The 12,086-nt window shown below is 59.7% G+C and carries 14 protein-coding genes; all 14 read left to right on the forward strand.

Annotated features, from left to right (window positions below; genetic code table 11):
• Positions 1-158 precede the first annotated feature (158 nt).
• The 14 genes from GVK95_RS01800 (at position 159) to GVK95_RS01865 (ending at position 12,080) form a co-directional block, all read left to right on the forward strand.
• On the forward strand, positions 159-560 hold the full coding sequence (locus GVK95_RS01800; RefSeq protein ID WP_159946153.1) for a VOC family protein: 402 nt from the start codon (positions 159-161) through the stop codon (positions 558-560).
• An 89-nt stretch (positions 561-649) separates the two neighbouring features.
• Entirely contained in the window at positions 650-1,714 is a 1,065-nt protein-coding gene (gene trpS / locus GVK95_RS01805) for a tryptophan--tRNA ligase (protein ID WP_159946154.1), read from the forward strand.
• A gap of 81 nt (positions 1,715-1,795) precedes the next feature.
• The gene (locus GVK95_RS01810) at positions 1,796-2,287 is read left to right on the forward strand and encodes a universal stress protein (protein ID WP_037073993.1); all 492 of its coding nucleotides are present in this window, start codon (positions 1,796-1,798) and stop codon (positions 2,285-2,287) included.
• A gap of 100 nt (positions 2,288-2,387) precedes the next feature.
• Positions 2,388-2,951: a NifU family protein gene (locus GVK95_RS01815; protein WP_159946155.1), complete on the forward strand. Its 564-nt coding sequence runs from the start codon at positions 2,388-2,390 to the stop codon at positions 2,949-2,951.
• Between the two features lie 20 nt (positions 2,952-2,971).
• Positions 2,972-3,622: a tRNA (adenosine(37)-N6)-threonylcarbamoyltransferase complex dimerization subunit type 1 TsaB gene (tsaB, locus tag GVK95_RS01820; protein ID WP_159946156.1), complete on the forward strand. Its 651-nt coding sequence runs from the start codon at positions 2,972-2,974 to the stop codon at positions 3,620-3,622.
• A 121-nt stretch (positions 3,623-3,743) separates the two neighbouring features.
• Positions 3,744-4,241 carry an N-acetyltransferase gene (locus GVK95_RS01825; RefSeq protein ID WP_159946157.1) on the forward strand — a complete coding sequence of 166 codons (498 nt, stop codon included), beginning with the start codon at positions 3,744-3,746 and terminating at the stop codon, positions 4,239-4,241.
• 42 nt (positions 4,242-4,283) lie between these two features.
• Positions 4,284-4,712: a Fur family transcriptional regulator gene (locus tag GVK95_RS01830; protein WP_159946158.1), complete on the forward strand. Its 429-nt coding sequence runs from the start codon at positions 4,284-4,286 to the stop codon at positions 4,710-4,712.
• A 30-nt stretch (positions 4,713-4,742) separates the two neighbouring features.
• Positions 4,743-5,540, forward strand: coding sequence for a 1-acyl-sn-glycerol-3-phosphate acyltransferase (locus tag GVK95_RS01835; RefSeq protein WP_159946159.1), 798 nt, complete (start codon positions 4,743-4,745; stop codon positions 5,538-5,540).
• A gap of 57 nt (positions 5,541-5,597) precedes the next feature.
• The gene (gene miaB, locus GVK95_RS01840) at positions 5,598-6,992 is read left to right on the forward strand and encodes a tRNA (N6-isopentenyl adenosine(37)-C2)-methylthiotransferase MiaB (RefSeq protein ID WP_159946160.1); all 1,395 of its coding nucleotides are present in this window, start codon (positions 5,598-5,600) and stop codon (positions 6,990-6,992) included.
• 40 nt (positions 6,993-7,032) lie between these two features.
• Complete coding sequence (locus tag GVK95_RS01845) at positions 7,033-8,088, forward strand: PhoH family protein (RefSeq protein ID WP_159946161.1); 1,056 nt, start codon at positions 7,033-7,035, stop codon at positions 8,086-8,088.
• Between the two features lie 17 nt (positions 8,089-8,105).
• Positions 8,106-8,612, forward strand: a complete 507-nt coding sequence (ybeY, locus tag GVK95_RS01850; protein WP_159947432.1) for an rRNA maturation RNase YbeY — start codon at positions 8,106-8,108, stop codon at positions 8,610-8,612.
• A gap of 12 nt (positions 8,613-8,624) precedes the next feature.
• Positions 8,625-9,812: a hemolysin family protein gene (locus GVK95_RS01855; RefSeq protein ID WP_159946162.1), complete on the forward strand. Its 1,188-nt coding sequence runs from the start codon at positions 8,625-8,627 to the stop codon at positions 9,810-9,812.
• Between the two features lie 105 nt (positions 9,813-9,917).
• Positions 9,918-11,513: an apolipoprotein N-acyltransferase gene (gene lnt / locus GVK95_RS01860; protein ID WP_159946163.1), complete on the forward strand. Its 1,596-nt coding sequence runs from the start codon at positions 9,918-9,920 to the stop codon at positions 11,511-11,513.
• A gap of 147 nt (positions 11,514-11,660) precedes the next feature.
• The gene (locus tag GVK95_RS01865; protein ID WP_007602517.1) at positions 11,661-12,080 is read left to right on the forward strand and encodes a helix-turn-helix domain-containing protein; all 420 of its coding nucleotides are present in this window, start codon (positions 11,661-11,663) and stop codon (positions 12,078-12,080) included.
• The last annotated feature ends 6 nt before the right edge of the window (positions 12,081-12,086 follow it).

The following is a 12,086-nucleotide window of genomic DNA, read 5'->3' on the forward strand; positions in this document are numbered from 1 at the left end:
TGTGCCGCTTGGTTTTTTATTTCTAAAATTGTGTCAAATTTGAAGCGCATTTGCCTTTACAGGTTCAAAGGTGGTGATTCGCTTGGTGAGGCCGGGGTCTTGCGCTGAAGGCGCCGGCCAGCCTAAGACGATTTGCGCATCTGAGCCGAGGAGTAGCCATGACCGCCCGTTCCCTGTTTTTGATCTCGCTTCTGGTTGATGACTACGACCGGGCGAAGGGCTTCTATTGCGACAGTCTCGGCTTTGATTGCCTGGAAGACAGCCTGCAGCCGGAAGGCAAGCGCTGGCTCGTGGTCAAGCCGCCCGGCGGCGACGGGGCCGGCATTCTGTTGGCCAAGGCAGAGGGAGCGGCTCAGGAAGCGGCGGTCGGCAATCAGGCCGGTGGCCGCGTTGGTTTCTTTCTCAGAACCGATGATTTTGCCCGCGACCATACCCGCATGCTGGCGCATGGCGTTGAATTCCGCGAGGCGCCGCGCCACGAAGTCTACGGCACCGTCGCAGTCTTCGCCGATCCCTATGGAAATCTCTGGGATCTGATCGAGCCCGCCCCGCAAAAGTGAGAGCTTGCTTGCCGGCCATCCGCCGTGCATAAGCCGATCAAACACGCGATCGAAAGATCGGGCCCTCCACCAGCCTGTTGAGGACAATCATGGGTGAGTTCAAGCCGCTGGTATTCTCCGGCGTTCAGCCAACCGGCAATCTCCATCTCGGTAACTATCTCGGCGCGATCCGCAAGTTCGTGGCGCTGCAGGAAAACAACGACTGCATGTATTGCGTCGTCGACCTGCATGCGCTGACGGCCCAGCTTGTGCATGATGACATGCCGACCCAGATCCGCTCGATCACCGCAGCCTTCCTGGCCGCTGGCATCGATCCGAAGCAGCACATCGTCTTCAACCAGTCGCAGGTGCCGCAGCATGCTGAACTGGCGTGGATCTTCAATTGCGTCGCCCGCCTCGGTTGGATGAACCGCATGACCCAGTTCAAGGACAAGGCAGGCAAGGATCGCGAGCAGGCCTCGCTTGGTCTCTATGCCTATCCGAGCCTGATGGCGGCTGACATTCTCGTCTATCGCGCCACCCATGTGCCCGTCGGTGAAGACCAGAAGCAGCATCTCGAACTGACCCGCGATATCGCGATGAAGTTCAACATCGACTTCATGGAAAAGATCCGCCCGACCGGCCTCGGTGTCGACATCACCGTTGGCGAGGAGCCGGTACATGCCTATTTCCCGATGGTCGAGCCGCTGATCGATGGCCCGGCGCCGCGCGTCATGAGCCTGAAGGACGGCACCAAGAAGATGTCGAAGTCCGATCCATCGGACCTGTCGCGCATCAACCTGATGGATGACGCGGACGCGATTTCCCGCAAGATCCGCAAGGCCAAGACCGATCCGGATGCGCTTCCAAGCGAAGTCGACGGATTGAAGGGTCGCCCGGAAGCCGACAACCTGGTCGGCATCTTTGCCGCGCTCGCCGACAAGACCAAGGCCGAGGTTCTCAGCGAATTCGGCGGCCAGCAGTTCTCGGTGTTCAAGCCGGCCCTGGTCGACCTCTCGATTGAAGTACTGGCGCCGATCAATGCCGAAATGCGTCGCCTGATGGCGGACCCTTCCTATATCGATTCGGTGCTGCGCGACGGCGGAGCAAGGGCGCGCGAGCGTGCCGAAAAGACGATGAACGAAGTCCGCGACATCATCGGATTCGTGCGTTAAGGTCTGATGGAATTTCGGCTGGGTCGTCCGGAGCCAGCCGTCATGTCCTTGAATGTTCATGATCCGGAGGCGGGGTTCTTTATGGTATCAACACGCCTGTCACGTCTTGAAGGTCACCGCCGCAAGTTCATGGCGGTGATTGATAATACCCCGGAATGCTCCCGTGCAGTCCATTATGCCGGGCGGCGCGCCAAGAATTCCAACGGCGGGCTTGTTCTGATTTATGTGATCCCCGAAGGCGATTTCCAGCAATGGCTGGGCGTCGAGGAGATCATGCGGGCGGAGGCTCGGGAAGAGGCCGAATCGATCATGGCCAAGTCGGCTCAGACGGTGCGCGAGACGATCGGCATCGAACCGGAGATCGTCATCCGCGAAGGCGGTGCCTATACCGAGATCAACAGTCTGATCGATGAAGACCGCGATATTGCAATTCTCGTGCTGGCTGCAGGCTCGACGAAGGAAGGCCCGGGCCCGCTGGTTTCGATGATTGCAGGGCGAGGTGCCGCGTTCCCCATCCCGGTTACGGTGTTGCCCGATTCGCTGACCGATGAAGAAATCGACGCATTGTGCTGATCTGACGCTGACGTTGCCACTTGAATGGTGCGGGCAATGGGCTTATTTTCTTTTGAAGAATTCTAAACTTTAGCGGTGATGCCACCGCGTGGAGACCATCATGTTCATCCAGACCGAAGCCACACCGAATCCTGCCACACTCAAGTTCCTGCCGGGCAAGGTTGTGATGGAAAGCGGAACGGCCGAATTCCGCGACGCCGAAAGTGCCGGCGTTTCGCCGCTCGCCTCGCGCATTTTCCAGATTCCTGGCGTGACCGGCGTCTTCTTTGGCTACGACTTCGTCACGGTCAGCAAGGAAGGGCCGGAATGGCAGCACCTGAAGCCGGCGATCCTCGGCACCATCATGGAGCATTTCATGAGCGGTGCGCCGGTCATGGGCTCGGCGGCCGTTGCCAATGATGCCGATGGCGACGAAGAGTTCTTCGACGCCGGTGATGAAACCATTGTCGCCACGATCAAGGAACTGCTCGAAACCCGTGTCCGTCCGGCTGTGGCCCAGGACGGTGGCGATATCACCTTTCGCGGTTTCAAGGACGGCACCGTTTTCCTCAATATGAAGGGTTCCTGCGCCGGTTGCCCGTCGTCGACGGCAACCTTGAAGCATGGCGTACAGAACCTTCTGCGCCATTTCGTGCCGGAAGTGCAGGAAGTCGAGGCGGTCTGAACCGCCTGCACGGAGTGAGCATGATTGTTCTGGCGATCGATACGGCGGGCGTGGATTGCGCGGTCGCTGTCTATGATGCTGCTTCAGGCCGCGTGCTTGGCAGTGTCAGCGAAACAATCGGCCGGGGTCATGCCGAGCGCCTGATGGCGATGATTGACGAAGCCTTGGACAAGGCAGATCTGACGCTGTCCGAAATGACGCGTGTCGCCGTGACTGTCGGTCCTGGCTCATTTACCGGAATTCGTGTTGGCGTCGCCGCCGCCCGCGGCCTGGCGCTGGCACTGGGGGTCGAGTGCGTCGGTGTGTCGACGCTGTCTGTCCTTGCCAACCTGCCTGCACCGGGTGCGCCCCGAACCGTATTGGCGGCAATGAATGCGCATCGCGACGAAGTCTATGCGCAGACATTCGAAAATGGCGAACCCTCCGATGAGGCGCGCGTGCTCGGGCTCGATGAATTCCTGTCTCAGGCCGCGTCCGACAATGTCGCGGTGATTGGATCTGCAGCAGCTTTGCTGACGGACAAGGCGGCTCAAACCGGACCGGATCACTTTCCGATCGAGATTGTCGCAGCGCTCGGCGCAAAGGCGAAAGCCCAGGGCAAGCCAAAGCCGCTTTATCTACGTGGACCGGATGCCAAGCCGCAAACCGGATTTGCAGTGTCCAGAGCCTGAAACATTGCGTCCATCCGTGGCAAGCTGTTTGGCGACGATGACATGCTTCGATAAGACGATCTAAAGCCCTTGGCTTGAACCTGTTCAGCCTTGGCATGCCTCAGAATACAGAGCCTCAAGAATGCGCGACACACTGTTTTACCGTCAGCCTGAGTTCGAAATCGTTCCCATGGTGCCCGATCATTGCGCTGCCGTGGCGACCTTGCATGCGCACCGATTTGCGCGGGCCTGGGGCGACGGCGAATTCGTCAGCCTGCTGCTCCAGCCGAACTCCTTCGGCTTCGTCGCCTGGCAGACCAACACGCTGATTTTCAAGGCGCCCCTGGCCGGTTTCGTGCTGGCCCGCGAAGTGGCCGGCGAGGCCGAGATCCTCACCATTGCCGTCAATGACAAGATGGCGCGGTTCGGCCTCGGTTGGCGTCTCATGCAGGCCGCCATGCGCGAAGCCCGCAATCGCGGCGGCGAAGCCATGTTCCTCGAGGTCGATGACGGAAACGCAGCGGCGCTCGGGCTTTACCGCAAACTCGGTTTTGAAAGAGCCGGCGAACGGCCGGCATATTACACAGATGAATCCGGCCGTAGGACCTCCGCGCTTGTCATGCGTCGCGATCTTCGCTAGTCCGTCGGTGAGACGAACCGAATGTGCGGATAACATGGGCTCATGACCGAAGCCATCAAATCGCTGGAAGCGCTTTGTGCCGAACGTGGCATGCGCATGACCGAACAGCGTCGTGTGATCGCCCGAATTCTTGAGGAATCGGCAGATCATCCGGACGTCGAGGAACTGTATCGCCGATCCTCGAAGGTCGATGCCAAGATTTCCATCTCCACTGTCTACCGCACGGTCAAGCTGTTCGAGGATGCCGGCATCATCGAGCGTCATGACTTCCGCGACGGCCGCTCACGCTACGAGACGGTGCCGGAAGAACATCATGATCATCTGATCGACTTGAAGACCGGTGTCGTCGTCGAGTTTCATTCGCCCGAAATCGAAGCCCTGCAGGAGCGCATCGCGCGCGAGCATGGCTTCCGTCTCGTCGGCCATCGTCTTGAACTCTACGGTATTCCGCTCGCGAATGACGAGAAGTAGGCCTATGCGTGAAGGCGGAACGAGGCTCGCGTGATCAACTGGCTGCGCATCGCCCTGTCATTTGCCGTGCTGATTGCCGCTTCCTTGCTGCTGATCCCGATCCAGCTTCTTGCGCTGCGCTTGAACTGGCGTTTGCGCCATAGCCTGCCCAGGTTCTGGCACAAGGCAACGCTTCGCGCGCTGGGCATCCGCGTTCATGTCCATGGCCAGCTAGACCAGAGCCGACCGCTGATGATCGCCGCCAATCATGCATCGTGGAAAGACATCCTCGTTCTCGGCTCGCTCGCCGATGTCACCTTCATCGCCAAGACGGAGGTGGCCTCCTGGCCGCTTTTCGGGGCGCTGGCAAAGCTGCAGAAGACGATTTTCATTGCCCGCGAGGAAAAGCGGCGCACAGGGGATCAGGTCAATGAGATTGCCGGGCGCATGGCGGATGGCGAGATCGTCGTGTTGTTTCCAGAGGGCACGACCTCCGATGGCAATCGAGTTCTCAGCGTCAAGTCCTCCCTCTTCGGTGCCGCTGCCGCTGCTCTTCCCGAAGGTGGCGAAAGCGGTGTTCATGTGCAGCCGGTGGCGATTGCCTATACCCGTGTCCAGGGCATGCCGATGGGCCGCTATCATCGGCCGATAGCCGGTTGGCCGGGAGACACGGGCCTTACTGAATCGCTGCTTGGGGTCCTGAGAGCCGGCGCGATCGACGTCGATGTCTCCTTTGGCGAGAGTGTGGAGTTCAGCAAAGGCGACAGCCGAAAACATCTGGCCTCCCAGATCGAGACGCGTCTGCGTCGCATGCTGCTCGCCCATTTGCGCGGCCGTCACAAGCGCTGACCGGGCACTCGTGATTTTTCGGTTTAATCGGACAGCGAAAACCACTAAATAGCGGCCATGACACAGGACACAGCGATCATCCCCGCAAACCAGCAGCCCGGCGCCAATGCGCGTAAGGTCTTCATCAAGACCTATGGCTGCCAGATGAATGTCTATGACAGCGGCCGCATGGCCGATGCGCTTGCGGCAGACGGCTATGTCTCGACCGAGATCATGGAAGACGCCGATCTGGTTTTGCTCAACACCTGTCATATTCGTGAAAAGGCAGCCGAAAAAGTCTACTCGGCTTTGGGACGCCTGCGCGAGACGAAGAAGGCGCGCGCTGCCGAAGGCCGTGAATTCATGATCGGTGTGGCCGGTTGCGTCGCCCAGGCAGAGGGTGAGGAAATCTCCCGTCGCGAACCTGCCGTCGATGTCGTGATCGGCCCGCAGACCTACCACCGCCTGCCGCAGGCCCTGCACCGCGCCCGCGCCGGCGAGCGTGTCGTCGACACGGAATATGCGCTGGAAGACAAGTTCGAGCATCTGCCGGCTCCCGTCAAAGTCCCGGGCAAGCCGCGCAACGTCACGGCATTCCTGACGGTTCAGGAAGGCTGCGACAAGTTCTGCACCTTCTGCGTCGTGCCCTATACCCGCGGCTCGGAAGTCTCGCGTCCCCTTGCCCAGCTTCTGGCCGAGGCTCGTAAGCTTGTCGATACCGGCGTGCGTGAGCTGACTTTGCTCGGCCAGAACGTCAATGCCTGGCATGGCGAGGACGAAGAGGGCAGGGCAATCGGTCTTGGCGATCTGCTCTACCGTCTGGCCGAGACCCCCGGTCTTGCGCGTCTGCGCTACACCACCAGCCATCCTCGTGACATGGACGACCGGCTGATCGAAGCGCATCGTGATCTGCGTATGCTGATGCCCTATCTGCATCTGCCGGTCCAGGCCGGTTCGGACCGGATCCTGAAGGCGATGAACCGTCGCCACAAGGCGTCGGAATATATTGCGCTGATCGAGCGCATTCGTGCGATGCGTCCCGATATCGCGCTGTCGGGTGACTTCATCGTCGGTTTCCCCGGTGAGACCGATCAGGACTTCGAGGACACGATGAACCTCGTGCGTCAGGTGAATTACGCCCAGGCCTATTCATTCAAATATTCGACGCGACCGGGTACGCCCGGTGCCGATTTGCCGGATCATGTCCCGGAAGACGTCAAGACGGAACGCCTGGCTCGGCTGCAACAATTGCTGCTTGAGCAGCAGCAGGCCTTTTCCCAATCGATGATCGGGCGTACCATGGACCTGCTGCTGGAGAAGCCGGGACGCATGCCTGGACAATTAATTGGTAGGTCTCCTTGGCTGCAGTCTGTGAATGTTGATGCAATGTCTTCGAAAATCGGTGACATTATACAGGTACGAATCACCGCAGCCGGCCCAAACAGCTTGTTTGCCGAGGTGGCAGAGGGTTAGAGTGAGGGCCTGAACCTGATCGACACAGGAGCCTGAACGCTTGAACGCAACAGAAGTGGTTTCCTCACCCTCGCGCAATGTCCGCACTACTGCGACCGACGCCAATCACTTCATTTTGACGTTCGAGAACAACCGGCTTGCGAGCGAACTCTTCGGTCAATTCGACCAGCATCTCAAACTTCTCGAACAGCGTCTGCAGATCGAAGCCCGTGCCCGTGGCAATTCGGTTTCGATTTCCGGTGACCTGCTCGCCACCAATCAGGCACGCCGGGCGCTCGATTTCCTCTATGCCCGTCTGCAGAGCGGCGGTTCGGTCGAACTGTCCGACGTCGAGGGCGCAATCCGAATGGCTGTCGCCGCCGATGACCAGTTGAGCCTGCCGACACTGGAGCGCAAGGCCAAGCTGTCGATGGCGCAGATCTCGACGCGCAAGAAGACAATTGCTGCCCGCACGCCGACCCAGGATGCCTATATGCGGGCACTGGATCGTTCCGAAATGGTCTTCGGCGTCGGCCCGGCCGGTACCGGCAAGACTTATCTCGCGGTCGCCCATGCAGCGCAGTTGCTGGAGCGCGGCATCGTTGATCGCATTGTCCTGACGCGCCCAGCCGTTGAAGCCGGTGAACGTCTCGGCTTCCTTCCGGGCGACTTGAAGGAAAAGGTCGATCCTTATCTGCGGCCTCTCTATGATGCGCTGTATGACATGATCCCCGGCGACAAGGTCGAACGGGCGATTACAGCAGGTGTCATCGAAATCGCACCACTCGCCTTCATGCGCGGGCGCACGCTCGCCAATGCCGCCATCATTCTCGACGAGGCGCAGAACACCACATCGATGCAGATGAAGATGTTCCTGACCCGTCTCGGTGAGAACGGCCGCATGATTATCACCGGTGATCCGAGCCAGATCGACTTGCCGCGCGGCGTCACGTCGGGCCTGGTCGAGGCACTGCAGATCCTCAAGGAAGTTGAGGGCGTGTCGATTGTTCGTTTCAAGGACACCGATGTTGTCCGCCATCCGCTGGTTGGCCGGATTGTTCGAGCCTATGATGCGAAGTATGTTGTTGCGGAAGAAAGCGAGCAGACCGGCCGTTGAGGTCTGCCACACTGAAGATGCAGCATTTGGACATACAGATCGCCGTCGAGGCGGAGGGATGGGCTGAAGAGGACGCGCTGGAGGCTATGGCCGAGCGCGTTCTCGGGCTCGCAGTGAGTTATCTTCGCGACAGGGAAGGCCAGCCCTTCCCGCCGCAGCCAGCGGAGCTCTCGCTCGTGTTCGGTGATGACGAGATGATCCGCGAGATCAATGCCGAATGGCGCGGCAAGGACAAGCCGACCAATGTCCTGTCCTTTCCGGCTTTTCCGGTGACGCCGGGCAAGATGCCAGGCCCGATGCTGGGCGATATCATCATTGCCCGCGAGACAGTCGAACGCGAAGCCGTCGAGTTGGAGAAGAGCTTCGAGGATCATTTGACCCATCTGATGGTTCACGGATTCCTGCACCTCTTCGGCTACGATCACATCGAGACGACGGATGCAGAACAAATGGAAGCGCTTGAGACTCGCATTTTGCACGAACTTGGCCTATCTGATCCCTATGCGGGACAAGACCCGATCTGATAGTTTGGAACAATGAGCGATTTTGCGACAAGAACGGCCACAGAGGCCAATGAGGGTTCGGAGGGTTCTTCCTCCGATGACGGCAGTAGTCCTTCGCGAGCGGAAAGCTCGCCCCGACAATCCACCCCTTTCTGGGCACGCATTGCCCGCCTCCTGAGGCCGTCCTCTTCGACAAGTCTGCGAGAGGATCTTACAGACGCACTGAAGGCGGATGCGACGCTCGGCGAGGCTTTTACCGCCGAAGAACGGGCGATGCTGCACAACATCCTCCGTTTCCGCGAAGTGCGCGTCGAGGACATCATGGTGCCGCGCGTCGATATCGAGGCGGTGGATCATAGTGTCACCATTGGCGAACTGATGACCATCTTCGAGGTTTCAGGCCGTTCACGCATGCCGGTATATGCCGACACGCTCGATGATCCGCGCGGCATGGTCCACATCCGCGATCTTCTGTCCTACGTCACCAAGCAGGCCCGCAATCGCCGCCGTATCGCCGCAGCCCGCTCGACTGCGGCAAGCGCCGACAAGGCGGAAAAGGCCGAAGCCAAGGGCGACAAGGCAAAGCCGAAGGTCGATTTTGATCTGGCGCGCATCGATCTCAGCAAGACTGTTGCCGAAGCCGGCATTATTCGCTCGGTTCTGTTCGTGCCACCGTCCATGCTTGCCTCCGACCTGATGAGCCGGATGCAGGCGGCCCGCACCCAGATGGCGCTGGTGATCGATGAATACGGTGGCACCGACGGTCTCGTCAGCCATGAAGACATCGTCGAGATGGTGATCGGCGACGTCGAGGACGAGCATGACGATGAAGAGGTTATGTTCACCCGTATCTCTGACGATGTGCTGGTCACCGATGCCCGCGTCGAACTTGAGGAAATCGCCGAGGCGATCGGCCCGGATTTCGACATCAGGGACCGGCTCGACGACGTCGATACCCTGGGTGGCCTGATCTTTTCGGCGCTGGGACGCATCCCGGCGCGTGGCGAAGTCGTCCAGGCGCTTGCCGGTTTCGAATTCCACATCCTGGATGCCGATCCTCGCCGGATCAAACGCGTGCGTATTGTCCGCAAGCGTGCCGCTGCCCGCCGCCGCTCGGTCAAAGGGGAGGGAGAAGCCTCTGTCGAACCCAAGGCGGTTCGTGGCAAGAAGTCGGTAGACGATGCCCAACGCCCTGCCGTGGACAACGAAACGGCGTCTTGATCTAACGCCGATCTGCCAATGCCAATTTGTGTCCCGCGAAATGCGGGACATTCCCCGCAAATTTTGGAACACTGCGCGACGATGATTCGCTCAGAGGGGATGCGCATGGAACGGTTGGCGGGTGGAGTCTTGCTCCTTTGGGGCGCAAGGCGTGCAGCACTCGCTGTTCTTGCAGGAGCGATTGCAGCGCTCGCCCTGCCGCCGGTTGGCTTTTTCGCCGCGATGTTTGTCTCTTTCACGTTGCTGGTCTGGTTGATCGACGGCACGACCGGCAATCCCGAGCGCAACAATTCGCTTGGCCTGCGCTCTGCCTTCACGCTCGGCTGGCTTTTCGGCTTCGGCTATTTCGTCGCGGGTCTCTGGTGGCTGGGCAATGCCCTGCTGCTGGAGGCGGATGAATTCGCCTGGGCTTTGCCGCTGGCGATCCTCGGATTGCCGGCAGTGCTGGCGATCTTCTACGGTCTCGCAACCGTCATCGCACGCCTCCTCTGGTCCGATGGCGTCGGACGCATTGCCGCACTTGCCGCGGGTTTCGGTCTTGCCGAATGGCTGCGGAGCGTTGTTGCGACCGGGTTTCCTTGGAATGCCATCGGCTACGGCGCAATGCCGATACCCTTGATGATGCAGTCGGCTTATGTGCTCGGCACCTTTGGCGTTTCGGCGCTTGCGGTGTTCGTCTTTGCCACACCCGCACTGTTGGGCACGCGCAAAGGCCTCGCGCCAGGCGTCATCCTGGCGGTCGGGCTCGTCGGGGGGCATCTGGGCTATGGCGCCTATCGCCTCTATGTGGCCCCGCCGCTGCCGGAGATGGACAAGCCGGTAACGGTGCGTCTGGTCCAGCCGGCGATCGACCAGTCGCAGAAACTCGAAAACACCGATCGCGTTGAAATCTTCGAAAAACACCTGGCGCTGACGGCCGCACCGCCTGCAGACGGAAAGCCGCGACCGGACGTTATCGTTTGGCCGGAAACGTCAGTGCCCTTCATCCTGACCGAAAATCCGGATGCGCTGGTGCGGATCGCCGATGTGCTGCAGGACGGTCAGGTGCTGCTGGCCGGTGCCGTGCGCTCGGAAGTCCAGGGGGCGGGCCTTCCGCCGCGCTACTACAACTCGGTCTACATGATCGACGACAAGGGCCAGATTCTCGGCGCCTCCGACAAGGTGCACCTGACGCCGTTCGGTGAATATGTCCCGTTCGAGGGTTGGTTGCGCCAGCTGGGCATCGAGGAATTGATCAGCCTTCCGGGCGGCTTCTCGCCGGCCGTCAGCCGCGCGGTGCTGACACTGCCAGCTGGGCTGGGGCTCTATCCGTTGATCTGCTACGAGATCATTTTCCCCGGCGAGATCGAGCCGGGACTGGGCGGTGCCAAGGCGATACTGAACATTACCAATGATGCCTGGTTCGGCATGACGCCCGGCCCCTATCAGCACTTTCTCCAGGCGCGAATCCGCGCTGCGGAACTCGGCGTTCCTGTGATCCGCGACGCCAACAACGGGATTTCGGCTGTCATCGACCCACTTGGACGCATTGTGGACGGCCTGGCTCTCGGCTCCGAAGGGGCGCTGGATGCAACTCTGAGTGTCGACAATGTGCCGATATCGGGTGCTTGGCGCCACAACCTAAACTTTTGGTTGGTTTTCGGATGCCTTGGTTTGTGGGCACTTATTTCTCGCATGGGTTTTATTAGGGGAAAGAATTGACCAAAAACCCCTAAAATTGCATAGTAGTCGCGACCGTAAGTCTACAAGTATGCTGAATGTTCCTGGACGGCGAGTGCAACGTATCGTTTTGGGTACCTGGGGGTATGGGAATATGGTCGGATCGCCAACAATTGTCAGGACCACGTTATGATCGAGAACAAGAAGAAGCCGAACCCGATTGATATCCATGTCGGAAGCCGGATTCGCCTTCGTCGCACGATGCTGGGCATGAGTCAGGAGAAGCTGGGTGAAAGCCTTGGCATCACTTTCCAGCAGATCCAGAAGTATGAAAAGGGCACCAATCGCGTTGGCGCCAGCCGTCTTCAGAACATTTCCAACATATTGAATGTGCCGGTTTCCTTCTTCTTCGAAGATGCACCGGGTGAAAACAGCGTGACGGCATCGGGAATGGCCGAAGCCTCCAGTTCCAACTATGTCGTTGATTTCCTGTCGTCCTCGGAAGGCCTGCAGCTCAATCGCGCCTTCGTCAAGATTGGCGACCCCAAGGTCCGCCGCAAGATTGTCGATCTGGTCAAGGCTCTGGCGGCGGAAGCCGATACTGAGTGAACGAAC

The organism is Rhizobium sp. 18065, from assembly GCF_902706095.1.
GTDB lineage: Bacteria > Pseudomonadota > Alphaproteobacteria > Rhizobiales > Rhizobiaceae > Allorhizobium.

Excerpts from the sequence above, each read along its gene's own strand:
- GVK95_RS01830 (WP_159946158.1), top strand. The coding sequence starts at position 4,284 with ATGACCGAAGCCATCAAATCGCTGGAAGCGCTTTGTGCCGAACGTGGC.
- ybeY (WP_159947432.1), top strand. The coding sequence starts at position 8,106 with ATGCAGCATTTGGACATACAGATCGCCGTCGAGGCGGAGGGATGGGCT.
- GVK95_RS01800 (WP_159946153.1), top strand. The coding sequence starts at position 159 with ATGACCGCCCGTTCCCTGTTTTTGATCTCGCTTCTGGTTGATGACTAC.
- GVK95_RS01815 (WP_159946155.1), top strand. The coding sequence starts at position 2,388 with ATGTTCATCCAGACCGAAGCCACACCGAATCCTGCCACACTCAAGTTC.
- GVK95_RS01865 (WP_007602517.1), top strand. The coding sequence starts at position 11,661 with ATGATCGAGAACAAGAAGAAGCCGAACCCGATTGATATCCATGTCGGA.
- miaB (WP_159946160.1), top strand. The coding sequence starts at position 5,598 with ATGACACAGGACACAGCGATCATCCCCGCAAACCAGCAGCCCGGCGCC.
- GVK95_RS01855 (WP_159946162.1), top strand. The coding sequence starts at position 8,625 with ATGAGCGATTTTGCGACAAGAACGGCCACAGAGGCCAATGAGGGTTCG.
- GVK95_RS01810 (WP_037073993.1), top strand. The coding sequence starts at position 1,796 with ATGGTATCAACACGCCTGTCACGTCTTGAAGGTCACCGCCGCAAGTTC.
- tsaB (WP_159946156.1), top strand. The coding sequence starts at position 2,972 with ATGATTGTTCTGGCGATCGATACGGCGGGCGTGGATTGCGCGGTCGCT.
- lnt (WP_159946163.1), top strand. The coding sequence starts at position 9,918 with ATGGAACGGTTGGCGGGTGGAGTCTTGCTCCTTTGGGGCGCAAGGCGT.
- trpS (WP_159946154.1), top strand. The coding sequence starts at position 650 with ATGGGTGAGTTCAAGCCGCTGGTATTCTCCGGCGTTCAGCCAACCGGC.
- GVK95_RS01825 (WP_159946157.1), top strand. The coding sequence starts at position 3,744 with ATGCGCGACACACTGTTTTACCGTCAGCCTGAGTTCGAAATCGTTCCC.